The following is a 23,695-nucleotide window of genomic DNA, read 5'->3' as shown; positions in this document are numbered from 1 at the left end:
GATGGTCCAGCCCTAGGCGGTCCAGCCCCAGGTGGTCCAGCCGGATCCCCGCAGGTAGGGGCCCGGTCGCCGGGGCGGGAACAGCGCCAGGACCAGGAAGGCCAGCCCGACGGCGATGACGGTGGCCTCGAGCGCGGCCGCCGAGTCCCTCGGGTCGTGGTAGCCCTCGAACGACAGCAGCGGGTTCTCGTTGTGCCTGATGTCCGCCTCCCAGTCGGTGAGGGCGGCCTGCCACCAGTCCTCCTCGGCGGGTGGAGGCGGCGGGGCGTTTCCGATCAGCGACAGGACGTCGGCTCGGGACAGCCCTGGCGACACGGTGAGGGCGGAGACGTCCGACCAGAGCGGGCCGGTGTACGGCTCGGTCCGGATCTGCGGGCCTGGCGGCCACTGTGCCTGGAGCGCGTCGTTCTCGCTCAGGCCGGTGAAGCCGGCCCACGACAGCACCCCGGCGGCGAGCAGACCGGCGGCGGCCGGGCGGAGTGCGGCGGCCGATGTCCAGGCGGCGTTCGCGGCCAGGCACAGCGCGGCGCCCACGGCCGCCACCGGCATCAGGACGTTCAGGCGGAGGCCGATGTCGGCCGGGATCATGCCGTCGTAAGGGGTCTCCGGATGCTTCGCGATGTAGGCGGCCGTCGCGAGCACGGCGAGGCCGGCCACCACCCCGGGCAGGTTCCGCCGCTGGAACAGGCGCGTCGCACGGCCCAGCACCGCCAGGGCCAGCGCACCGGCACCCGCGGTCGACAGGAGCACCTCGGTCAGGAGCGCGACGGTGTCCGAGTCGTCGGCGACCGCCATCGGCCAGCCGTAACCGTCCTCACGTCCGTCCGCAAGCAGCGCCACCGCGGTCAGCAGGGTCAGACCGGTGAGAGCGGCCCGGCGCGACCACGGGCGGACGGACGCCCGTTTCGGTGCGGAGCAGGCCAGGGCGAGGAGCGCGACCATCGCGAGCGTCCCGGAGTACGGCACGACGGGGTGGTCGTAGTAGATCGTCGCCACCTGCAGGCCCGCGGCCGTCAGGAACACGACCGGTAACCATGTCGCCCGTTGCACCGCACGATGATGCTCGCCCCCGTGGGCCGGGCCCATCGGTCGGCCGGGCCGGACGAATCATGACATTCCCGGGTCTGATCCTCCGAACGGCTGAAAGCTCAAGAAAGGCTCAAGGGACCCTGCGGTCATGCCGATGCCAGGCACCATGCCGAAGTTCAAGATGATCGCCTTCCCGGAAGCCAGCGTTCTGGACCGCCGCGCCACCGTCATCCTGCCGCCCCAGCACGTGTGGGTCCGCGCGCTGGACGACGTGCCCGAACTGGAGGCCCCGGCCGTGCCGGCGCTACCGGTGGCCGTCTAACCGATGGCCGCACGGCACGTGTGGGCCGCCGGGCTGGCTCTCGCCATGGCCGGCTGCGGCACGGCGCCGCCCGTACCGTCAGCCGGACCATCGCCTCCGTCCCCGTCGTCCCCGTCCGCGTCGTCCTCCCTCGCTCCATCCCCGTTCCCCTCGCTGTCCCCATCGCCGTCCGCGTCCGTCTCGCCCTCTCTCTCCCCTGCTTCACCGACCGCATCGCCGAAGAACTCGACCGTCCGGACCAGCGCCGGGTGGGAGATCACCGTCTACTACACGGCCGTCGAGGAGTTCCACGACGGTGACCCGACGCCGGTGACCGGATGTCCGAAGCTGGACTGCTCGGACGGCGACGACGACCTGGGCACCTATCCGGCCGACTTCGTCGACGCGGTCCGCGACGAGGGCACCGGGCGCACCGCGTCCGGCAGGTACCTCAACTGGTCGTACGACACCGGGTTCTGGCTCGACTCGGCGCCCCGCACCAGCGACGGCGGCTCCCTCGTGCCGTTCGTGTCAGCGGCCACCGACCCGGACGTGCTGCCCCGCGGCACCCGGTTCACCATCGACTCCTGCGGCAGCCAGGAGGACGGTTCGGCCGCCCCGCGCCAGGTGTGCGCGGCCCTGCGCGACGCCGCCTGGACGATCACCGACGAGTTCACGCCCGGGCTGGGCGGGCCCCGGCATCTGGACGCCTACATCGGCGAGGAGACCGGGCCGGACTTCACGGACTCGCAGTGGTATCTCACGCTGACCGGCGCGCGCCTGCGTCTCCGATGATCTGCGCTCATGTCCGAGCCCGGCGAGACGGCCTGGCTACGTCACTCCGGCGCGACGGCGGCCCCTCCGGCCTGGACACCAGAGCTCTTCGCGACCCGGCCTGACGATGCCCGCCGTCTACCGGGTCGACGACGAGGACCGGGTCCGACCCGTCACCTAGGGGAGCAGCACCTCGTCGAGAGGGCGGCGCGGGCTTCGGCCGGCGACCCGGCCGTAACCGACACGTAGCACCATCTGGGCGCGGACATCGGCGGCCGGGCCGGTCAGCGCCCGCCGGACCGCCGGGACCTCGACCGGCTGACTGATCGGTGTCGTGGCCAGGCCGAGCAGGGTGGCGGTCAGCAGCACCCGTTGCAGCGCCTGTCCCGCGCGCAGCCAGTCGAGGCGGCTGTCGCCGCGGGTGGCGAGGACGGCGATGGTGGTCTGCGGGCCGAAGAGCGACGCCGATCCGGCCGCCCACGCCGGTACGCCGTCGTGCCGCGTGTCCGGCCCGGTCCAGCGGGCGAGTTCACGCAGGTAGTCGTCCTGCGACCGGAGCCAGCGGTCGGCGGAGCGGGCCAGTTCGGCGACGGCGGCCTGGTCGGCGACGGCCAGGACGGCGTCCTCCCGGGCGGCGGCGTCGCGCAGCCGGGCGACGGCGACGGCCGGCACCGGCACCCGGGCGAACGGGTCCCGGTTGGTGTGCCGGTACGGGATGGCGGCGGCGAGGGAGACGGTGAGGTCGTCGGCCGCCACCGGGCGGGCGGCGGTGACCCGGGCGACGAGGGTGGGGTCACCGGTGGCCGGCAGGAGTTCGAGGTGCGCCTCGTAGCCGGACCGGGCCACCGCGAGACGCAGGTTGAGGATCGCCGCCCCGACGCTGAGGTGCTGCTCGCGGCCGTCGGGGTCGGCCGCCGGGAGCCGCCGGGCCGGGTCGGTGTGGACCTCGACGGCCGGGCCGGTGATCCGGAACATCCACGGCTGGCTGTTGTGCAGTGACGGCGCGGCGGTGGCGGCGCGGACACAGTCGGCGAGCACCCGGTGCGACGGCGGTGCGAAGGATCTGATCATCGCTGCTCCCTTCGCGTTCAGCGTCGTCGGCGGAGGGTCCTGGCCGGTAGGGACCTCGGCCCCGATTGTGATGTAAGCAACCGTTTACTTCGGGACGGCCCGGCCGATAATAAGTCAGCGATCGTTTACTACTAGAGCCGAGGACGGCCATGACCCCAACCAACGAAACCTCCGGCAAGGGCGGCGGCCTGCTGGTGCTCTACCTGGCCCTGGGCGGTCTGGCGTTCGCGTGCCTGCAGTCCCTGGTCTCGCCCGCGCTGTCCACCATCGGCCACGAGCTGAACGTGTCGACCAGCGACGTCAGCTGGATCGTCACCGCATACCTGCTGTCGGCCTCGGTTCTCACGCCGATCCTCGGTCGCCTCGGCGACATGGTCGGCAAGCGCAAGATCCTGATCGTGGTGCTGTCCATCCTGGCCGTCGGCACCGTCGTGTCGGCGCTCGCCACCAACCTCACCGTGCTGATCCTGGGCCGGATCCTGCAGGGCGCCGGCGGCGCGATGATGCCGCTGTCGATCGGCATGGTCCGCGACGAGCTGCCCCGCGAGCGGGTCGCCACCACGGTCGGCATGATCTCGGCGATCTTCGGCGTCGGCGCCGGCATCGGCATCGTGGCGGCCGGGCCGATCGTCGAGCACCTGTCCTGGCACTGGCTGTTCTGGCTGCCGCTGGTCCTGGTCGCGATCGCCCTGGCCGGCGCGATCTTCGGGATGAAGGAGTCGCCGGTCCGCACCCCCGGCAAGCTGGACGTGCTCGGCGCGACGATCCTGTCGCTGTCGCTGGTCGGCCTGCTGCTGGCGATCAGCAAGGGCCAGTCGTGGGGCTGGACCGACCCGGAGACGATCGGCCTGCTCGCCGCCGGTGTCGTCGGCCTGGTCCTGTTCGTGCTGGTCGAGCTGCGGGTCAAGGAGCCGCTGATCGACATGAAGCTGATGCGGATCCGCGGCGTGTGGGCCACCGACCTGGTCGCGCTGATCCTCGGCTTCGCCATGTTCGGCACGTTCCTGCTGGTCCCGACCCTGCTCCAGCTGCCCGAGGCGACCGGTTACGGGTTCGGGAAGTCGGTCTCCGAGGCGGGTCTGTTCCTGCTGCCGACGGTCGTCATGATGGTGGTGTTCGGCCCGATCGCCGGCCTGCTCAACCGCCGGTTCGGCCCGAAGGTCCCGATGTTCCTCGGCTCGGTGCTGGTGGTGGCAGCGTTCGCGATCCCCGCGCTCGGGCACGGCGAGATCTGGCAGGTCCTGGCGTCCGGCCTGCTGACCGGCGCCGGCATCGGTTTCGCGTTCGCCGCCATGTCCAACGCGATCATCGAGAGCGTCCCACCGTCCCAGACCGGGGAGGCGACCAGCGTCAACTCGATCGCACGGACCATCGGCAGCAGCATCGGCACCGCCGTGGTCGCCGCGGTGATCACCTCGAACACCACGCCGCAGGGCCTGCCGACCGACGCCGCGTTCACCGACGGCTTCTGGGTCTGCACCGGTGTCGCGGTGCTCGCGATCGTCGCCGCGCTGCTGCTGCCGGGCGCGCACAAACGGCACGAGCAGGCGGTCGCGGCCGGCGTCACCGACGTGCCGGACGAGCCGGAGGAGATCCACGTCCTGCACCGCACCAACGCCTGACGGGACTTTCGGCCCTGCACACCGAGGCCACCTCCGACGAAGCTGTGCGTCGACGGAGGTGGTCTCGGGTGTTGGTCGCGCTCATCGTTGTCGGGATGGTCCTGCTGGTCACGTGTGCCGCGCTGTGGCCCGAGCCGGACGAGCCCGGGCAGCCGGTCAAGCCGTCGACCCCGGAGGGCACCCTCATCCAGCGGTTGCTCACCGGTGAGATCGACAAGCGGCAGTACCAGGCGGAACAGGCCCGGCTCGCGGCCCGTGACGCCGAGCGGCACCCCCTGGCCCTGCCCGACGATCGGCTGTGAGCCCGACGATCGGCTATGAGGCGGTGACCTCGCCGATCGCCTGATCCAGGATCTCCAGGCCGAGGTCGAGCTCGCCGGTGGTGGAGGTGAGCGCCGGCGCGATCCGGAACACCCCACCCATCCCCGGCAGCTGCACCACGTTCATGTGCAGCCCCAGCTCCAGGCAGCGCCGCGTCACGGCGGCACCGATCTCGTCGGCCTTGCGGCCGCCGTCCTCGACGAGTTCGAGACCGATGAGCAGGCCGCGGCCACGCACGTCACCGATCACCCGGTGCCGGGTGGCCAGATCCCACAGACCCTTGCCGAGGTACGACCCGAGCTCGGCCGCCCGCACATCGAGCTTCTCGGCCGTCAGCACGTCGAGCACGGTGTTGCCGACCGCGGCGACCAGCGGGTCCGACACGTGTGTGGTGAAGAACAGGAAGCCCCGGTCGTGGGCGGCCTGCTCGATCTCCGGGCTGGTCACCACGGCGGCCAGCGGCAGCCCGGCTCCGAGCGTCTTGGAGAGGGTGAGGATGTCCGGAGTCACGCCGTCGCGCTGGAACGCGTACCAGTCCCCGGTCCGGCACAGCCCGGTCTGTGCCTCGTCGAGGATCAGCAGCCCACCCCGCGCGTGGACCCGGTCGCGCAGCTCCGCGAGATAGCCGGGTGGCAGGTCGATCACCCCGCCGGAGCTGAGGATCGGCTCGACGATGCAGGCCGCGAGACTGCCCACCGACTGCGCGTCGAAGATCTCGAACGAGAAGTCCAGCTGCCGGCGCCAGTCGAGTTCCCCGCCGGCGGTGGTGAAGTCCGGCCGGTATGCGTTGGGCGTCGGGATCGCGAAGTTGCCGGGGGCGGCCGGGCCGTACCCCTTGCGCCCGGAGCTGTAGGTGGCGCTCGCCGCCGCCTGCGTCATGCCGTGCCACGACCGGGCGAACGAGATGATCTCGTGGTTGCCGGTGACGAGTTTGGCCATCCGGATCGCCGCCTCGTTGGACTCGGCGCCGGTGGTCAGCAGCAGCACCTTGCTCAGCGGCTCGGGCAGCGACTCGGCCAGGCGCCGGGCCAGGTCGACGACCGGGCGGCTGAGCATGCCGCTGAACAGGTGGTCGAGGGTGGCGGCCTGCCGCTGGATCGTCGCGACGACGGCCGGGTGCGAGTGCCCGAGGATCGCGCTCATCTGCCCGGACGTGAAGTCGAGCAGCTTGCGCCCGTCGGCCGTCCAGACGAAACTCCCCTCGGCCCGCTCGATGATCTCCGGTACGAAGCTGCTCGCCCCGATGTAGCGGACCAGGTGACGCTCGGCGTCGGACCAGAAGGATGCAGACATACCCCGACGCTAGGAACCACCGAGCGTCACGTCCATCTCACATTTCTGCCGCTGCTGTTAAGCGGAGCCGTACAGTCCGGGTCGTGACCCTCAATCCGTGGCGGCTGCGGCTGCTGGCCGACCTCGCCACCTACGGCACGGTCCGGGCGGTCGCGCAGCGCGGCAGCCTCAGCCCGTCGGCGGTGTCCCAGCAGCTCGCCACCCTGGAGCGGGAGACCCGCACCACGCTGCTGGAACGTACCGGCCGCCGGGTCCGGCTGACGGCCGCCGGGGTGCTGCTGGCCGGCCGCGCCCGGGAGATCCTGGCGCTGATGGACGCGGCCGAGGCCGAATTGCGGGGCCTGGCCGACGAGCCGGCCGGCACGGTCACGCTGGCGGCGTTCCAGAGCGCCGTGCACACCCTGGCCGAACCGGCGGTGACCCGGCTGGCCGCCCTGCACCCGGACGTGACCGTCGTGCTGCACGAGTTGGAGCCGCACGACAGCATGCCGGCCCTGCGCCGCGGCGACGTGGACGTCATCATCACCACCACCGACTTCGCGGGCGCCGAACTCGACCCGTCGATCGACCTGGTGCCGATCGCCACCGACGAGATCGTGCTGGTCCTGCCGCCGGAGCATCCGCTGGCCGCGCACGAGTCGGTGCCCGTGCAGGCGTGCGCCGATCAGCGGTGGACCTTCGAGGCGGCCGGCGCCTACATGTCCGAGCTGGCCACCCGCCTGTGCCGGGAGGCCGGTTTCGAACCGATGGTGGTCTGCCGCTTCAACAACTACATGCTGGCGCTGGGCCACGTGGAGAAGGGCCGCTCGATCACGCTCCTGCCGAGCCTGGCCGTCGACCCACGCTACCGGGTGACGACCCGGCCGTTGAACCCGCCGGTGACCAGGCGCATCATCGCCGCCACCCGGCGCCCGCCGACCCCGCGGCCGGAGATCACCGCGGTCCTGACCGCGCTGCGTTCCTAGCGGCCGGCTCAGTGCCGTAGAAGGCCACCGACCGGAATCGGCGGAACGTGACCGGTCGGCGGAAGCGTCAGCGCCAGCGTGATGCCGATGTCCACCAGGGACGACCGCGGGCGGTGCCGGACCTCGGACAACGGGGTCCAGCAGGGCTCGGCGGTGTCACCGTTCGGCTCCGGCCGCAACGTGCCCCCGGTGATCCGGACCTGGTAGAAGACACCGACGTTCTGGTGGTCGGCGGTGCGTTCGAGGCGCTCGGCGGCCGGGATCACCCGGGAGTCGACACCGAGCAGGCGCTCTACCACGGCCTGGTAGCCGGTCTCCTCCGCCACCTCACGGATCACCGCGTCGAACGGGTCCTCGTACAGATCGACGCCACCGCCCGGCAGCGTCCAGTGGGTGGCGCCGTGCCGCGAAACCCACCGGGCCAGCAGCACCCGATCGTCGACGACGCACACCGCGTAGGCGGCCAGCCGGAAGCTCACCGTTCCGAGGCCTTCCACCGGCGGCGGATCCCCGGAATCCACGGCGACAGACCGATCAAGAGCAAGATCAGCAGCAGGGGTACGCGCCACCCGCCGCTGATCACAGCATCAGGCGGGGCCGGTAGCGCGGTGGTCCACGGGCGGGCCGTCTTCGACCAGGCCAGGAACGCGTCACCGATCGGGACCAGCCCGAACGCATACCGCTTGGTGCTGAACGTGGTAATCGGGACACCCGCGAACTCACCGAAGTTCGCCAGGGCCGCGGCCAGCGAATGGTCACCCTGCGCCTGGGCCGCACCGATGGCGACGACCGTCGTGGACAGGCTGATGCCGTGGATCAGCGGACCCGAGTCGACATCACCGTCACCGTCCACCCCGTGCGGGTACTCACGGATCGCCGGGCCGAGCCACAGCGGGCGGTCCAGGAACCCCTCCCGGAACAGCAGATACTGCTCACGGGCGAACACCGGATCCACATCGACCAGAAACCGCTGGATGATCGCCTGCGAGGTGCCGCGCGCACCGTCGACCAGGGCCCCGGTCGTCGGGTCGACATGGTGCGGGAGCAGCCCGGTCGCCGGGTCGAGCAGCCCGCGGGCCCGTGACACCCAGCGGTCCACCGTCGGCGCGAACCGGGTCGCCCCGGCCAGCCGCAACGACGCGATCGCCACCGTCGAGTCACACGGCCAGGCCTGTCCCGGATAGGCGGTGAGGAACGGCGTCGGCGACGCGTCGAAGGCGGCGGCCAGCGCCTGCGAATCGGCGTCGAGACGGGCACGCTCGGCGGGGTCGTCGCGGAGCGTCAGCAGGCCGCCGCGCAGCCAGTTGGTCCAGCCCGCGTAGAAGACACCGTAGGCGGGGATCGCCGACGCGTCGAACGGCGCCCGCCCGGCCGGGGACTCCACCCGCGCCAGCGCCCAGGCGGCCTCTTCGGCGGCACGGGCCGGTTCCACGCCACGTCTGCCCAGCTCCGTCCAGGTCAGGCCGTAGAGGACGTTGAGGAAGAAGTAGCCCTCGGGAAAGAGCGCCTGCGCCTCCGTGTCGGCGCCACCCTCCAGCCTCTCCCGTAGGAACGCGAGTTGTAGCCGTACCCCCGAAGGTTCTTGATCCTGAGACGTCGCCGGACCGACGAGCCGGACCGCGCCGACAACCGCGAGGATCGTCACCACCGCGGCTGTAACCTTCCGCCCCACCCCCACGGCCACACCCTACCGGCGTCACTTCACCGCCCCGCTCGTGATGCCGGCGATGATCTTCCGCTGGGCCAGGGCGAACGTGACGACGAGCGGCAGGCTCATCAGGATCACGTAGGCGAAGATCAGATGCCAGTTGTTCAGGTAGAGACCGGCGCTCGCCACCTGGAAAAGGTTGAGCGGCAGGGTGTCGACGCGCCCGCCGATCACGAAGAACGCGTAGAACACGTCGTTCCAGACGTACAGGCAGATCAGGATGGTCGCGGTGGCCAGCACCGGGCGCAGCAGCGGCAGCACGACGCGCCGGAAGACCGCGACCGGTCCGGCGCCGTCGATCTGCGCGGCCTCCTCCAGGGATTCCGGGATGGTACGGACGAAGCCGGTCACGAAGAAGATGACGGTCGACAGGTAGATCCCGACGTACACCCCGATCATGCCGGTGACCGTGCCGGCCAGGCCGAGCCGGCGCAGCAGCAGGACGACCGTGACGACAGCCGGCGGCAGGATGATCCCGCTGATGCCGAGCGCGTAGAGGGTCGCCGTCAGCCGGGACGTCCGCCGGGCCAGTACCCACGCCGCCATCGAGCCGATGATCAGCACGATCGCCACGGTCGGGACGACGATGATCATGCTGCCGAGGAACGCGGCCGGGATGTCGGCGTCCACCCACACCTGTCGCAGGTTCTCCCACAGGTGCCACGACGACGGCGGGGTGAGGTCGGGGTCGACGGCCTCGCCCTGTGACTTGCCGGCGGTCGCGACGACCAGCCACAGTGGTACCCCGATCACCACGGCGACCAGCAGCAGCGCGGCCACCGGTTGCAGGCGGCGGGTCACAGGATCTCCTCCCGTCGGCGGAGCACGTGGATGACCGGGAACGCCATCAGCGCGACCAGCAGGAACAGCACCAGGCTCATCGTGGTGGCCTGGGCGAACAGCCCCTGCCCGAAGGTCCGGTAGATGAAGATGTTGAGGATCTCGGTGGTCCGGGCCGGCCCGCCCCCCGTGGTGGCCTGCACGATGTCGAAGCCGTTCATCGAGCCGAGCAGTGCCGTCGCCACGTTGAACGTGACGGCCGGCGCCAGGAACGGGACACGCACCGACCAGAAGGTCCGCCACCGCGAGGCGCCGTCGATGTGCGCGGCCTCGGTCACGTCGAGCGGGATCGTCTTGAGCCCGGCCAGGTAGATCAGCATCGACAGGCCCATCCACTTCCACGCGTGGATCAGCGCGACGACGACGATCGTCCAGGTGGTGTCGGCGAGCAGTTCGGTGCCCTTGAACAGCGCCTGGAAGATGTAGCCGACAGCGAGCGCCGACATCAGCACCGGCACCAGGAAGAACGTGCGGGCGATCCGGTTGACGGTGGTGTCGCGTTCGAGCAGGACGGCCAGGCCGAAGCCGAACAGGTTCTGGAAGAGCGCGACGAGTACCGCGTAGACGATCGTGATCCGCAGCGACCGGAACAGGGTGCCGTCCGAGGTGAGCTGCACGAAGTTGTCGAACCCGACCGGGTTGATCGCGGCCTTGAACCCGGACCAGTCGGTGAACGCGTAGACGAAGTTGAAGACGGTCGGCAGGAAGAAGAAGACGAGCAGCAGCAGGTACGCCGGGACGAGGAACCAGAGAGGGTGGGTGCGCCGGGTGATGGATCCCGGCGCACCCGCTGACAAGGTCGTCACTTCAAGTAACCAGCAGCCTTCGCGAGCTGGACGAACTGGTCCTGGGTCGCGGTGGCGACCTGTTCCGGGGTCATCGTCCCGGCGATCATGTCGGCCAGGTTGATGTAAAGGTCCGGGTTGGCCACCGCCAGGGCCTGCATCGAGCCGACCGACGTGGGCAGGGAGGCGTGCACGTCGAGCAGCGCCTTCGGCACACCGGCCGGGCTGGGCACGGCGGGCTCCAGCGAGACGGTGTTGCGGTCGGTCACGAAGGCCTGGTAGCCCGGTCCCATCCAGTAGGCGAGCAGCTGGCGTGCCGCTGCCTCACGCTTGGCGTCGCCGGTCTTGAACGCGACCAGGGCGTTCGACTGGTCCGGGATGAACGTGCCGACGTTGCCGGACGGCGAGATCGGGAAGAAACCGATCCTCTTGTCCAGAGTGGCGGTGTCGGCCTTGGCCTGGAGCTGTCCGAAGAACGAGTTCACCTGCACCACCATGGCCGCCTTGCCGTCGAGCAGGGCCGTACCCTGGTCCTCGAATTTTGCGGTCTTGATGTCGCTGTTGAACAGTCCCTCCTTGATCAGCTTGTCGTAGGTCTCGATGGTCTTGACCACGTCCGGGTCGGTGAACTCGGCCTGGCCGGAGTTGATCCGGTCCCAGAGGCCGGCCTTCGCGGCGTCGGCGAGCTGCACCTGCACCCACCACTGGGTGGCCCAGCGGTCCGCGCCCATCTCGTGGAACGGCGTGACACCCTTGCCCTTCAGCGTCCTGGCCAGGGTGATCATCTCGTCGAAGGTCTTCGGCGTCGCGGTGACGCCCTGTGCCGCGAAGACCTCCTTGTTGTAGTAGACGCCCTCGACCGCGGGGCTGGTGACCAGCGCCGCGTACCGGGTGCCGTCGAGCAGTCCGGTGATGTCCTTCAGCGCCGGGTCCAGTGAGGGCAGCCAGGGCGCACCGGTCAGCGGCTGCAGGTTGGTCCGTGCGTTGATCGCGGTCAGCATCGACGCCGTCGGCTGCCAGAACGCCAGGTCCGGCTTGTCCCCGGTGGCGACCTTGGTCTGCACGCTCTGCTCGTAGGGGTCCGGCACGGTGACGACCTCGACGGTCGCCCCGGTCGCCTTCTGGAACGCGTCGACGACGGCCTTGGGGACGGTGTTGCTGTTCTGCGCCGCCCAGATGGTGAGCTTCACCCCGTCCAGCTCGGCGGTGGGGTCGGCCCAGGTGACGGCCCCGCCGTCGGTCTCGGGCGCGGCGGACGGGTCGGAGCAGGCGGCCAGCCCCAGGGTGAGGGCCGCGCCGAGGGCTATCCAGCGTTTCATCATGATCCTTAGGTGAGGGAGGGAGCGATGGAGCGGATTCGCACGATGCGGGCGGCATACGGCTCGTCCGGGTCGGCGGTGACAGTGAGTGAGCCGGTCTCGGGGATCCAGTGGCAGGCCCAGACCGCGGCCCGGTCCGGGTAGAGGATGTCGACGCCGGCCGGCCGCCCACGGAGATGATCGAGGTCCACGGTCAGATCGGCGACGGCGCCGGGACGCCGCCAGAGGCCCAGGTAGGTGGTGTCGCCGGTGTGCAGGGCGAGAGCCAGCCAGGTGTCGTCCCAGCCGGGCAGCCCGAGCGGCCACACCGGAACCGCCGTGGCCAGGTCGGCCCGGATCTCCCGGAACGCGTCCACCCCGTCCCGGACGAGCCGGTGCTGCTCAGGGCTCATCGCGTCGAGCCGGCCGGACAGGTAGAGCCGCCCGAGCAGCCCGGTGCACATGGTGAAGGCGATCTCCGCGTCGGTCATGTCCGGCTGCGGATAGGCCCAGCTGGCCGCCTGTTCGGGCAGGATCGACAACGGCGCGGACACGGCGATCGGTGGGTAACGGCGGAAGTCCTGCTGGTCACTTGTGGACTGCAGGTGCATACGGCTGAGCAGCCCGTAGTCGGCACGCATCCCGCCGGACGCGCAGTTCTCCAGGATCAGCCCGGGGTGCCGGTCGAGCACCCCGTCGAGCCAGGCGAGGTGTGCCCGGTTGTGGTCGAGCAGCCCCGCACCGGGCCCGGGGGCGTCGAGGTCGGTCCCCGCCCCCGGGTCGATGTTGTAGTCGAGTTTGAAGTACCCGGCCCCGAACTGTTCGACGAGCCGGTCGACGACCTCGTCGAGGTGTGCGACGGCCGCCGGATGCCGCAGGTCGAGGTGATAGCGGCCGTGTTCGACCAGCCGGACGCCGCCACGCTGCAGGAACGCCTCGACCGGCAGTTTGTCGGCCATCGGGCTGCGCACCCCGATCACCTCGGGCTCCAGCCACAGGCCGGGAACCATGCCGCGGAGGCGGATCCGCTCGACGACCTCCTCCAGGCCGGCCGGGAAACGGGTGGTCGACGGCTGCCACTCCCCCACGCTGTCCCACCAGGTGGTGTCGTTGTCGTACCAGCCGGCGTCGATGCAGAAGATCTCGGCCCCGGCGAGCGCCGCCGCGTCGATGAGCGGCAGCAGCTTGGCCGTGGTCGGGTCGCCCATCAGCGTGTTCATGTAGTCATTGAAGATCACCGGTAGCGCCGGGCCGGGCCGCCGCAGGGACCGCCGCTGGGCGGTGAGGGCGGCGACCGCCCCGTGCAGTCCCTCGCCGACGGCGATCGAGGCGGGCACCGTGGTGAACGACTCCCCCGGCCGCAGCGGCTGCTGCCACTGGTGGTCGATGTCGTTGGGACCGGTCAACGCCAGGTAGGTGCCGCCGAGCTGCTCACCGGTCTCCCACCGCCACGGCCCGTTGTGCTCGACCTGCCAGGCCACGGCGAGCCCGGTGGCCCGGTCGGCGAGCACCCCGGTCGGCTGGTGTGCGCCGGTCGACCAGGTTCCGGTGCTGGTCACCGCGTGCCGTCCGCGGCCGTCCTGCCCGTGGATCCGCAGGTTGAGGTCGGGCACCACGTCACGCAACGGCCGCCGGGTCCAGCGGCCCTCGCCCAGCCATTCGCCGTCGCCGGAGACCAGGTCGAGGTCGTCGACCGGCCCGAGCCCGAGGGCGAACGTCGTCACGCCGAGCAGCAGCACCGGCCCCGGCCCGTCGTTGATGATGGTGGTCCTGGCCTGGAGGCCCGAGCTGAGCACGACCTCCGCGGTCAGTCCGCTCTCCGCGTCGTGCAGCCGCAGCCGTAGCTCCTCCGTGCCGGAGTAGCTGTGGGCGAGACGGAACCGCCGGCCGATCACGGTCTGCGATAACCGTGCCGAGACGTGCCCGCGGCCGCTGCCGGCGGTGAGCACCTCGACGATCGGCTGGTTCGCGGCGCCGGCGGCGGTCGCGAGACGTGCGGTGACCGGCCCGTCGGCGGGAGTGTCGATGACGATGGGTCCCCAGACCAGGCTCACATGTGCTCCTCAACCGAGTACGGCGGCGATCTGGATCCGGTCGATGTTCGGGGCGTAGCCGGAGGAGGCGTTGCCGAACGTGATCGTGTTGGCCCCGGCGGCGAGGTCCACGTCGACGACCGTGGTGCGGTAGGTGTTCCAGGCCAGCGTGTTGCGGAAGTAGTGCTTCTTCGCCGTCCCGCCGTTGACGCTGATCTCCGCGTACCGGTCGACGATGTTGTTGTTGTAGGCGTGGTCGCCGACGACCTCGGCGTTGGCGTAGGTGACGACCAGGCGGTAGCGGCCGGCCGCCGGGGCGGTCACCCCGTTGAAGCGCAGCGTGTTGGCGCTGCCGGCACCGATCCAGCCGACGTGGCTGCCACCGGAGGCGGCGCTGTCGGCGGTCACCACGGCGGCTCCGCCGCGGGTGTTGGCGCTGCTCTCCGCCTCGTAGCCGGTGACCGTGCCGCTCGTGGCGGCGACGTCCAGGTAGTCGAGGTTCACCGCGTCACGGTCATCGGAGGCGTAGGCGTTGTACTCGACGCGACTGATTCCGGCGGGCAGGTACACCTTGGTGGTGACGGTGTTCCAGGTGTTCCAGTTCGCGGTGCCGGGCAGGGCCACGTCGGTCAGGTCAGAGCCGTTGACCCGCAGGCGGATGGACCGGGCGGTGGGCGCGCCGGTGTAGGGGCCGGCGCTGTAGCGGAGGCTCAGGTTGTAGTAGCCGTCGGACGGGGCGGTCACCACGAATTTCGTCGAGGCGGTACTGCTCGCGCCGTACCCCTCGGTGAAGTAGGTCCCGGAATATCCGGTGTTGCTGCCGTAGGTGATCCGCGCGGTGCCGCCGATGGCGGCATATTCGGCCTCATAGCGGTTGGTCACCGCAGCGGTCAGGTCCTGGTCGGGCGTCAATATGATGTGGTACGCCGACGCGCCCCTCAATCCGGTAAGAGGCAGTGTGAGCTGCCCGTTCGTCGCGCTGAAGTCCCCCTCCTTGACGACGTAGGGGCCGCTGGACGGGTTGGTGCCGGTGGTGTCGACACCCCAGACCGTCGCGTGCACCGTCGTCCCGAGGTAACTCGGCACGCCCCGGACGACCACGTTGGTGTCGTAGGTCCCGGACGCCGGGTTGTTGCCGCCGAGGATGATCCGTGCCTGCTTCCTGGCCGCGTCGACGGCCCCGAGACCCTGGAGCGAGCCGCCGGGCGCGGGCGGCGTGACCGCGACCGTGTTGCCGGTCATGTCGCCGTACCACTTGTAGAGCCACCAGCCGCCGGTCGCCTGGTTGTTGCGGGTGACCAGGTCGTTGAGCCCGCCCGCGGTGGTCCAGTAGGCGAGGCAGCCGTCGACCTTGCTGTTCTCGAACTTGGCCACGTACTGCACCAGGTTGCCGGGCACGCCGAGGTCACCGTTGATCCGCGCGTACTCGTTGATGGTGATCGGCCGCGGGCTGATCCCGAGACTGGTCTCGATGGCCCGGTAGTCGGCGTAGTGCAGGTGCCAGCTGGAGTAGAAGTCGTCGCCGAGCTCGTGCCAGGCCATCACGTCGGGCAGCACGTTGTTGTCGCGGGCGTAGGTGAGGAAGGTCCGCAGATCAGCCGACCGGTAGGCGGCGAAGCCGGGGCCGGCGATCCGGGCCGACGGGTCGATCGAGCGGATCCGCTGGTAGACGGTCTTCCAGTCGGCGAGCAGCCCGTTCAGGTTGCCGCCGTACCAGATCTGGTCCGGCTCGTTGAACGGCACGTAGACGTACGAGCTGCGGTACGGGTCGGCGATCACCTTGCGGACCTGGGTCTCGACCTTGGCCAGGTAGTCGTTGATGCCGAGGTTCTCGTACGGCCACTGGGCGTAGACGTCCTGCATGTAGATCTGGATCTCCCGGCCGCCGGCGCGCTTGAACATCGGCGCGATCCGCAGCGCGTCGCCGTTGGGGTGCTGCAGCCCGTCCGGCGCCTTCTGCGCGGTGACCTGGGGCTTGAGCGCGGCGAGCATGGTCTCGTTGGGGATGCCCTCGTCACCGAGGCCGTAGAGGAACCCGGTCGCGCCGTAGCGCAGCGGGCCGGTACTGGTAGCGAGGTCGAAGGTGATCTGGGAGGGAACGGCCTGCGCGGGCAGGGCGGTGAGCAGGCTCGCGGTCGTGGTGGCGACGACCGCCGCTGCGATCTTTCGTCTCATGGGGCTCCTCTGTCCGGGGTTGACAGCTATCCATGTGACCGGTCACACGCGTGGAGGACGTGGCTAGTGTGACCGGTCACACGGTGCGACCGGAAGAGCGTGTTACAGTTTCGTTACCTTGGTGTGGCGGTGGACTCCCGTACGACCAGATGCGGCACCTGCGGCGTCACGATCGGCGCACCGGCCAGTTGCGCCACACACGCCCGGCCCAGCCCCTGGAAATCCATCCGCACCGTGGTCAGCGCCGGTGTCCAGAAGGCCGCGCCCGGCACGTCGTCGAAACCGATGATGCTCACGTCACCCGGCACGTCCCGACCCGCCTCGTAGAGCGCCCGGCGCACCGCGAGCGCCGTGTCGTCGTTGCCGCACAGGATCGCGGTCACCGCCGGATCGGCCGCCAGCTCCCGGCCGGCCAGGTGCGCCGACGCCACGTCCCAGCCCGCCGCCACCACCTCCGGCACCTCCCGGCCGGCCTCCGCCAGCGCGTCCCGCCAGCCGCTGCGACGCGCGCTGGCCCGCGCCTCGGACGGGATCGCCACGTGGTGCACGGTGCGATGGCCCAGGTCCAGCAGGTGCCGGGTCGCCTCGGCCGCGGCCCGGCGCTCGTCCAGGAACAGCATCGGCCGGGTCGCGCCGGGCAACCCACCGGCCTCGGTCGCCGCCACCACCGGCACCTCCCCGGGCAGCGCCCGCACCACGGCCGCGCCCGCCGGGTCGAAGGCGACCACCACCACACTGCCGGCGCTCGGGTCGCTCACGTAGTCGGTCGCCTGGCGCACGTCGGCGGCCGACTCCGACTCGACCACCCGGACACCGACGGCGAGGCCGAGCAGCCGGCCCGCCTCCTCGACGCCCTGGAGGACGCCGGCGTAGCCGTACAGGGTGGTGTTGGCGGTGACCACGGTGACCGCGTTGGCGCGCCCGGACCCGAGGGTCTGCGCGGCCCGGTTGGGCCGGTACCGGAGCCGCTCCATGGCGTCGAGCACCAGCTGGCGGGTCTCCGGCCGGACCCGGGGCGAGTTGTTCAGCACCCGCGACACGGTCTGGTAGGAGACCCCGGCCGCGGCCGCCACGTCGCGGATCTGGGGCCCGGGCTCGCGCCGCCGGCCCGGCCGATCGATGTTGTCCACGTCGTTAGCTATATCGGAGACGGACTGTGTCGTACGTCCCGGGCCCACGCCGTACCGGAATTCTCAGATCAAAATCGGCCGTGCCGATTCACGATCTGCGGCGGAACCCGAGCGGAGATGGGGAGGTGGACGTGACCCGGACAGCGTCCCTGCCTCGCTGGCGCTCCTGGTTCGTGCCGTTCGCCGCGCTGATGGCGGTGGCCGAGGTCGTCATGATCGTGGCCGGTACGCACATCGGCTTCCACCGCCTGCTGGTGTGGATCCCGGCGGTCTGCGGCGTGGCGACGGCGGTCACCGCGTTCGCCGCCACCGCCCGGGGCGCCACCGGTCCGCTCAGGCTGTTCTGGCAGCGGGTGGCGGTCGCCATGAGCGCCGTCCTCATCGGCGCGGTGAGCCAGACCGCCGACATCGCGTTCGTCCCGTTCGACGGGATGCCACCGCTCGGCTCGCGTGCCCTGCTCTGCTACGTGATCGGCACCCTGCTCGCGATCATCGCGCTGCTGCGGCTGCCCGGCGGCGGGCGCAGCTGGCGCCAGCTCACCACCGCCGTGCTGGACCTGGCCGTGGTCGGCGTGACCGCGGGTGTGGCCGCCTCGGAATACCTGGGCTGGGCCGTCGGCAAGTTCGGCGGCCGCGCCTCGACCTGGTGGCTGAACCTGGCGATGGTGGCGATCGGCGTGGCCGGCGTGACCGTCGTCGTCAAGATCATGTCGGCGCGCCGGAGCCCGGCCGCCCGCACCGCCCTGTGGTGGCTGGCCCCGATCGGGATCGCCGGGCCGCTGTCGGTGATCCTGATGACCGCGTTCCTCCCCTGGCCGCACCTCAACGGCAGCGCCGCGGTGCTGGCCTTCGTCGGGTTGTTCGGCGTGCTGGCCGGGCACGCCCAGCAGCGGGCCTACACCGGTCGCGGAGCTCCGTCGTCCCGGGTCGCGCACCCGGTCGTCTACCGCCGGGGTGCGGCGATCCCCCTGGTCGCGACCGGGCTGACCAGCCTGCTCGTGGGGACGGTCTACCTGCGTACCGGGCACCTCACCACGATCCAGGTGGCCGGCACGACCCTGCTCCTGCTGCTCGTGGTGACCCGGCAGGCGTTCGCGCTGGGCGAGAACGCCACGCTGCTGGAGACGGTCGCCCGTCAGGCGATGCACGACGAGCTGACCGGCCTGTACAGCCGCCGGCCGTTCGTCACCGCGGCGGCCGGTGCCGAGAGCCCGCACACCGTGGTCCTCATCGACCTCAAGGACTTCCGGTCGATCAACGACAGCCTCGGTCCGGTCGCCGGGGACGCCCTGCTCACCGAGTACGCCGCCCGCCTCACCCGGATCGCCGGCGGGGACGCCGTGGTCGCGCGCCTCGGCGGGGACGAGTTCGGCCTGCTGCTGCCCGGCACCGCCGAGGAGACCGCGGCGACCGTCGACCGGCTGGCCGCGGCCGGCGACGAGCCGCTGTCGGCCGCCGGTCACGAGGTGGTGGTCGAGGTGTCGATCGGGATCGCCGACGGCATCGACATGTACCGGCGGGCCGAGATCGCGCTGCGCGAAGCCGGTACGCACACCGACGCCCGGGTGGTCCGCTGGGACGTCTCGCTGCAGCGGCACCTCAACCAGCGGGCGACGGTCGCCGCCGACCTGCGCCGGGCGCTGACCGCCGGCGAGTTCCACATGGTCTACCAGCCGGTGGTGGCGCTCCCGCACGGCCTGATCACCGGGGTCGAGTCGTTGATCCGGTGGACCCGGGCGGACGGCCGGACCATCTCGCCGGCCGAGTTCGTGCCGGTGGCCGAGGAGACCGGCCTGATCGTCGAGCTCGGCGAGTGGATCGTCGACACGGTGTGCGCGCAGGCGGCGCAGTGGCGCCGGCGGCACGGCGCGGACGTCCTCGACTCGATCGGCGTCAACGTGTCGGCCCGGCAGCTGCTCGACCCGGGCCTGCCCGAGATGGTCGCGGCGGCGCTGGCCCGGCACGGTCTGCCGGCCGAGCAGCTCACCGTCGAGATCACCGAGACCGCCGTGTTCGGCGGCGGGCGAGCGCTGGCGTCGGTGCAAGCGCTTTCCGAGTTGGGCGTGCACATCGCCCTGGACGACTTCGGCACCGGCCATTCGTCGCTCGGTCTGTTGCGGACCTGCCCGGTCGACGTGATCAAGGTCGACAAGTCGTTCGTCGACGGCCTCAACGGGACACCGCATCAGGAGGCCATCGCGGGCGCGATCGCCGACATCGCCGAGAAGATGGATCTGGGCACGGTGGCCGAGGGGGTGGAGACCCCGGAGCAGGCCCGGCGGCTGTTCGAGCTGGGTTACCGGCGGGCGCAGGGCTTCCTGTTCGCCCGGCCGATGAGCGCCGCGGCCATCGACGAGCTCCTCGATCCGGGGATCGGCATCGCGGCCTGACCCCTATACACGAAGTCATGCACTGAATGCGGCTCTTACGCCGATTCAGAGCGGATTGCTGCGGTAGGCGCCTATAACGGGTATAGGCCAGAAGTATCCGCATCCGCAGCCGAGGAGCTCTTGCATGACAACCGTCGCGCCGAGGCCGGTGCCCGTCCGGCCTCATCCGGTTCGCCGACAGGTGAAGGGGTCGGCGCTGGCCCGTATCCTGCGCACCACGGACGCGAAACAGATCGGGATCATGTACATGATCACGTCGATCGTGTTCTACATGGTCGGCGGGCTGATGGCCCTGCTGATGCGGGCCGAGCTGGCCAAACCGGGCATGCAGATCCTGTCGCCGGAGCAGTTCAACCAGCTCTTCACCATGCACGGCACGGCGATGCTGCTGTTCTTCGCGACACCGATCGTGTTCGCGTTCGCCAACTTCGTGATCCCGATCCAGATCGGCGCGCCCGACGTGGCGTTCCCGCGGCTCAACGCATTCGCCTACTGGCTGTACCTGTTCGGCACGCTGACGGCGATGAGCGGCTTCATCATGCCGGGCGGGGCGGCGGACTTCGGCTGGTTCGCCTACACGCCGCTCAGCGACAGCCTGCACTCACCGGGCATCGGCGGGAACTGCTGGGTGGTCGGCCTGGCCATCGGTGGTCTCGGGTCGATCCTCGGCGCGGTCAACCTGATCACCACGATCCTGTGCCTGCGGGCACCCGGTATGACCATGTTCCGGATGCCGATCCTCACCTGGAACATGCTGGTCACCAGCCTCCTGGTGATCCTGATCTTCCCGTTCCTGGCGGCCGCTCTGTTCGCGCTCGCCGCCGACCGGGTGCTCGGCGCGCAGGTCTTCGACGTCGAGACCGGCGGCCCGATGCTGTGGCAGCACCTCTTCTGGTTCTTCGGACACCCCGAGGTCTACGTCATCGCGCTCCCGTTCTTCGGCATCATCACCGAGGTCGTCCCGGTGTTCAGCCGCAAGCCGGTCTTCGGCTACAAGGGACTGGTCGCCGCGACCCTGCTGATCGGCGCGCTGTCGATGAGCGTGTGGGCACACCACATGTTCGCCACCGGTCAGGTGCTGCTGCCGTTCTTCAGCTTCCTCAGCTTCCTGATCGCCGTACCCACCGGCATGAAGTTCTTCGTCTGGATCGGCACCATGTGGCGTGGCCAGATCAGCTTCGAGTCGCCGATGCTGTGGGCCGTCGGCTTCATGGTCACGTTCCTGTTCGGTGGCCTGTCCGGCGTGCTGCTGGCCGCCCCGCCGATCGACTTCCACGTCTCCGACTCGTACTTCGTGATCGCCCACTTCCACTACGTGCTCTTCGGCACGATCGTGTTCGCCGTCTTCGCCGGCGTCTACTTCTGGTTCCCCAAGATGTACGGGCGGATGCTCGACGAACGTCTCGCGAAGATCCACTTCTGGCTCACCATGATCGGCTTCCACGGCACGTTCCTGGTGCAGCACTGGCTCGGCACCAAGGGCATGCCCCGCCGGTACGCCGACTATCTGGAGAGCGACGGTTTCACCTTCCTCAACACGTTCTCCACGATCGGCTCGTTCATCCTCGGCATCGCCACCCTGCCGTTCGTCTACAACGTGTGGAAGTCGTACAAGATGGGCAAGGTCGTCACCGTCGACGACCCGTGGGGGCACGGCAACTCACTCGAATGGGCGACCACCAGCCCGCCGCCGCTGCGCAACTTCGACCACATGCCGCGGATCCGGTCCGAGCGCCCGGCCTTCGACCAGAAGTTCCCGCATCTGGCGGCCGGCGAGCAGTCGCTGGCGGGCCCGCCGGAGGGCGGCGCACGGCCGTTGACCAAGGAGTCCGACGGCGGCGCCACCTACGCCGAGGACATCGGGTCCGACCGGGATCGCAAGAAGAAGAAATGAAACGACGAGAGGCCGGGCGAATCGCCCGGCCTTTCCTCTTGTCGGGAAACCGACAACGTGCAGAACGAGCCAAAAGCGATGGCACCACCGTGCCACAGGTCGTGGATACTCATCTCGCCCCGAGCGCGGAGAACGCGCACGAGATCATATTCGGAAATCGGGCAGGAGATACGTATGCCAACGATCGTCTATGTACACGGTAACGGCAACAAGATTGCGTCGGACGCGCTGCGGAGCGAGTGGGACCGGGCGCTCTTCGGACGGGACATGGGCACCCGGTCACGGATGGCCTACTGGGCGCCGGTGCTGCACCCGAGCCCGCTGCACACCGGCGAGGCGGACCAGGCACAGCAGCTGCCGGTGTCGCCGCTGGAGTCGTCCGTGCCCGAGTCGGCGCCGCCCGGCGACTTCACCGCCGAGGTGCTGCTGGAGGCCGGCGAGAAGGACGGGCAGCTGGAGTCCTGGCTGCGCGACATGGTCTACACCGGTGACGCCATCGTCGACGGGGAGAACCTCGCACCACCGGTGAGCTCACCGTTCGAGGCGCTGCCACTGCCCCGGCCGCTGCGCCAGGCGGCCTTCCGGGAGCTGGTGAGACGGACCTTCAAGGATGTGTACGCCTACTTCTTCGGCGGCCGGGGCGACGCCATGCGCCAGGTCATGCGGGCCACGCTGGCCGGCCTGGACGGCCCGGTCGTCGTGCTCGGGCACAGCCTCGGCTCGATCATCGCCTACGACGTGCTGCGCGAGCCGGCCTTCGCCGGGCTGAACGTGCCGCTGTTCGTCACCGTCGGCTCGCCGCTCGGCGTCACCGAGGTGCAGGATCTCGTGGTGCGCCCGCTGCACGTTCCGGCGCCGGTCGCACAATGGCGCAACGCCTCCGATTTCCGTGATCTGGTCGCACTCGACCACACCATCCGCCCCGAATTCACGCCGGCCGGCCGGTGCATTGATCTCGCCGTCGTCAATGACAGCTGGAATCACCACGGCATCGGTGAGTACCTGGCCACGGTCGCGGTCCGGCAACCGATTCTGCAGATCTTCCAGCAATGAGCGGGCCAGCGAGCGGAAAGATGCCTGAAATCAAATCCGGAACCGTCCCGCGGCCCGCGCTCGAAGGGCTGGCGACGGTACGGGTCCACAGTGGGATGTAGCACCGCGGTCTGACGGACGCCGCCGGATGTCCGTCCACGGGCAGACGATTCGAGGCTCCCGCCGTTCCTAGCATCGGTCGACTCCGATCGAAGGGGAACGTCCATGAAAGCCTTTCTGACGGTGTGCGCCCTCGCCGCCGGCATGCTCACGCCGGTCGTCACCGGGACCGCGGCGCAGGCGGCCGAGCCGCTGCAACTGTCGGCACCGACCGGTCGGCACCCGGTCGGCGCCACCGAGCTGTACCTCAAGGACACCTCCCGCCCCGACCCGTGGGTGCCCGGGCAGACCGCCCGGGAACTGATGGTCACCCTCTGGTATCCGACCGACACCCGGCGGGGCACCCGCACCGAATACCTGTCGGCCGAGGAGTCCCGCCTGCTGATCGAGGGGAAGCACCTGGAGGGTGTGCCGCCGGACATCTTCAGCACCGTCGGCACGCACGCCGTCGTGGACGCGAAACCGGCCGGCCGCGCGCGCAGCCTGCCGCTGATCGTCCTGTCGCCGGGCTGGACCCAGCCGATCGCCACGCTCACCGGGCTGGCCGAGGACCTGGCCAGTCACGGTTACGTGGTGGCCGGGATCAACCACACCTACGAGACGTACGCGATCACCTTCCCGGACGGCCGGATCACCGGTTGCGCGGCGTGCGCGCTCGACAACGACCGGACGTTCTTCGGCAGGCTCTACCGGAGCCGGGCGGCCGACGTGTCGTTCGTCCTCGACGAGCTGACCGGACGCCACCCGGCGTGGCGGGGCGGCCGGCTGATCGACGCGAGCCGGATCGGCGTGGCCGGTCACTCGGCGGGCGGCGCGGCGGCGCTGGCGGCGCTGATGACGGACCCGCGGATCGACGCCGGGATCGATGTGGACGGCACCACCGACAGTGGCGGCGACCCGGTGGTCCCGCCGGC

20 protein-coding genes are annotated in these 23,695 nt (G+C 70.4%); 9 read left to right on the top strand and 11 right to left on the bottom strand.

Going from position 1 to position 23,695, the window contains the following annotated elements:
* Nucleotides 1-12 precede the first annotated feature (12 nt).
* Nucleotides 13-1,050, bottom strand: coding sequence for a hypothetical protein (locus tag ACFO0C_RS34285; protein WP_378070918.1), 1,038 nt, complete (start codon nt 1,048-1,050; stop codon nt 13-15).
* Between the two features lie 127 nt (nt 1,051-1,177).
* Here ACFO0C_RS34285 and ACFO0C_RS34280 point away from each other — a divergent pair, with 127 nt between their 5' ends.
* Nucleotides 1,178-1,351, top strand: coding sequence for a hypothetical protein (locus ACFO0C_RS34280; protein ID WP_378070917.1), 174 nt, complete (start codon nt 1,178-1,180; stop codon nt 1,349-1,351).
* A gap of 3 nt (nt 1,352-1,354) precedes the next feature.
* Nucleotides 1,355-2,125, top strand: a complete 771-nt coding sequence (locus tag ACFO0C_RS34275; protein WP_378070916.1) for a hypothetical protein — start codon at nt 1,355-1,357, stop codon at nt 2,123-2,125.
* Nucleotides 2,126-2,281: 156 nt separating this feature from the next.
* On the opposite strand, the gene ACFO0C_RS34270 is transcribed toward ACFO0C_RS34275, so the two are convergent.
* On the bottom strand, nt 2,282-3,175 hold the full coding sequence (locus ACFO0C_RS34270; RefSeq protein ID WP_378070915.1) for a nitroreductase family protein: 894 nt from the start codon (nt 3,173-3,175) through the stop codon (nt 2,282-2,284).
* A gap of 149 nt (nt 3,176-3,324) precedes the next feature.
* Between ACFO0C_RS34270 and ACFO0C_RS34265 the strand changes: the two genes are divergently transcribed.
* Both ACFO0C_RS34265 and ACFO0C_RS34260 read left to right on the top strand, forming a co-directional pair.
* A complete protein-coding gene (locus ACFO0C_RS34265; protein ID WP_378070914.1) occupies nt 3,325-4,797 on the top strand; it encodes an MFS transporter in 1,473 nt (490 codons plus the stop codon).
* A 68-nt stretch (nt 4,798-4,865) separates the two neighbouring features.
* A complete protein-coding gene (locus ACFO0C_RS34260) occupies nt 4,866-5,099 on the top strand; it encodes a hypothetical protein (protein ID WP_378070913.1) in 234 nt (77 codons plus the stop codon).
* Nucleotides 5,100-5,112: 13 nt separating this feature from the next.
* Here the strand turns inward: ACFO0C_RS34260 and ACFO0C_RS34255 are convergent, their stop codons facing one another.
* Nucleotides 5,113-6,411: an aspartate aminotransferase family protein gene (locus tag ACFO0C_RS34255; RefSeq protein WP_378070912.1), complete on the bottom strand. Its 1,299-nt coding sequence runs from the start codon at nt 6,409-6,411 to the stop codon at nt 5,113-5,115.
* Nucleotides 6,412-6,494: 83 nt separating this feature from the next.
* Here ACFO0C_RS34255 and ACFO0C_RS34250 point away from each other — a divergent pair, with 83 nt between their 5' ends.
* The gene (locus tag ACFO0C_RS34250; protein WP_378070911.1) at nt 6,495-7,376 is read left to right on the top strand and encodes a LysR family transcriptional regulator; all 882 of its coding nucleotides are present in this window, start codon (nt 6,495-6,497) and stop codon (nt 7,374-7,376) included.
* Between the two features lie 8 nt (nt 7,377-7,384).
* Here the strand turns inward: ACFO0C_RS34250 and ACFO0C_RS34245 are convergent, their stop codons facing one another.
* From ACFO0C_RS34245 to ACFO0C_RS34210, 8 genes are all read right to left on the bottom strand, one after another.
* Nucleotides 7,385-7,855 carry an NUDIX hydrolase gene (locus tag ACFO0C_RS34245; protein ID WP_378070910.1) on the bottom strand — a complete coding sequence of 157 codons (471 nt, stop codon included), beginning with the start codon at nt 7,853-7,855 and terminating at the stop codon, nt 7,385-7,387.
* Nucleotides 7,852-9,021, bottom strand: coding sequence for a hypothetical protein (locus ACFO0C_RS34240; RefSeq protein WP_378070909.1), 1,170 nt, complete (start codon nt 9,019-9,021; stop codon nt 7,852-7,854). Before ACFO0C_RS34240 ends, ACFO0C_RS34245 begins: the two co-directional genes overlap by 4 nt.
* Before the next feature lie 51 nt (nt 9,022-9,072).
* Nucleotides 9,073-9,885, bottom strand: a complete 813-nt coding sequence (locus tag ACFO0C_RS34235) for a carbohydrate ABC transporter permease (protein WP_378070908.1) — start codon at nt 9,883-9,885, stop codon at nt 9,073-9,075.
* Nucleotides 9,882-10,730, bottom strand: coding sequence for a carbohydrate ABC transporter permease (locus tag ACFO0C_RS34230; protein ID WP_378070907.1), 849 nt, complete (start codon nt 10,728-10,730; stop codon nt 9,882-9,884). Before ACFO0C_RS34230 ends, ACFO0C_RS34235 begins: the two co-directional genes overlap by 4 nt.
* Complete coding sequence (locus ACFO0C_RS34225; protein ID WP_378070906.1) at nt 10,727-12,028, bottom strand: ABC transporter substrate-binding protein; 1,302 nt, start codon at nt 12,026-12,028, stop codon at nt 10,727-10,729. The genes ACFO0C_RS34230 and ACFO0C_RS34225 overlap by 4 nt, the downstream gene beginning before the upstream one ends.
* 8 nt (nt 12,029-12,036) lie before the next feature.
* Nucleotides 12,037-14,061 carry an alpha-galactosidase gene (locus ACFO0C_RS34220; RefSeq protein WP_378070905.1) on the bottom strand — a complete coding sequence of 675 codons (2,025 nt, stop codon included), beginning with the start codon at nt 14,059-14,061 and terminating at the stop codon, nt 12,037-12,039.
* 9 nt (nt 14,062-14,070) lie between these two features.
* Nucleotides 14,071-16,215 carry a carbohydrate-binding protein gene (locus ACFO0C_RS34215; RefSeq protein ID WP_378070904.1) on the bottom strand — a complete coding sequence of 715 codons (2,145 nt, stop codon included), beginning with the start codon at nt 16,213-16,215 and terminating at the stop codon, nt 14,071-14,073.
* Nucleotides 16,216-16,328: 113 nt separating this feature from the next.
* The gene (locus tag ACFO0C_RS34210) at nt 16,329-17,345 is read right to left on the bottom strand and encodes a LacI family DNA-binding transcriptional regulator (protein WP_378070903.1); all 1,017 of its coding nucleotides are present in this window, start codon (nt 17,343-17,345) and stop codon (nt 16,329-16,331) included.
* A gap of 131 nt (nt 17,346-17,476) precedes the next feature.
* On the opposite strand from ACFO0C_RS34210, the gene ACFO0C_RS34205 reads away from it, so the two are divergent.
* From ACFO0C_RS34205 to ACFO0C_RS34190, 4 genes are all read left to right on the top strand, one after another.
* Entirely contained in the window at nt 17,477-19,735 is a 2,259-nt protein-coding gene (locus ACFO0C_RS34205) for a putative bifunctional diguanylate cyclase/phosphodiesterase (protein ID WP_378070902.1), read from the top strand.
* Nucleotides 19,736-19,859: 124 nt separating this feature from the next.
* Nucleotides 19,860-21,629 (top strand): aa3-type cytochrome oxidase subunit I, encoded by a 1,770-nt coding sequence (gene ctaD / locus ACFO0C_RS34200; RefSeq protein ID WP_378070901.1) that lies wholly within the window; start codon nt 19,860-19,862, stop codon nt 21,627-21,629.
* Between the two features lie 174 nt (nt 21,630-21,803).
* Entirely contained in the window at nt 21,804-22,682 is an 879-nt protein-coding gene (locus ACFO0C_RS34195; protein ID WP_378070900.1) for a hypothetical protein, read from the top strand.
* A 204-nt stretch (nt 22,683-22,886) separates the two neighbouring features.
* The coding region (locus tag ACFO0C_RS34190) for a poly(ethylene terephthalate) hydrolase family protein (RefSeq protein ID WP_449191468.1) at nt 22,887-23,695 on the top strand (809 nt) is incomplete at its 3' end.

The organism is Actinoplanes subglobosus (assembly GCF_042650585.1).
In the GTDB taxonomy this organism is placed as follows: Bacteria; Actinomycetota; Actinomycetes; order Mycobacteriales; family Micromonosporaceae; genus Actinoplanes; species Actinoplanes subglobosus.
Note: the sequence above shows the minus strand (reverse complement) of the source record. Positions and strands in the feature narration are given on the sequence as shown.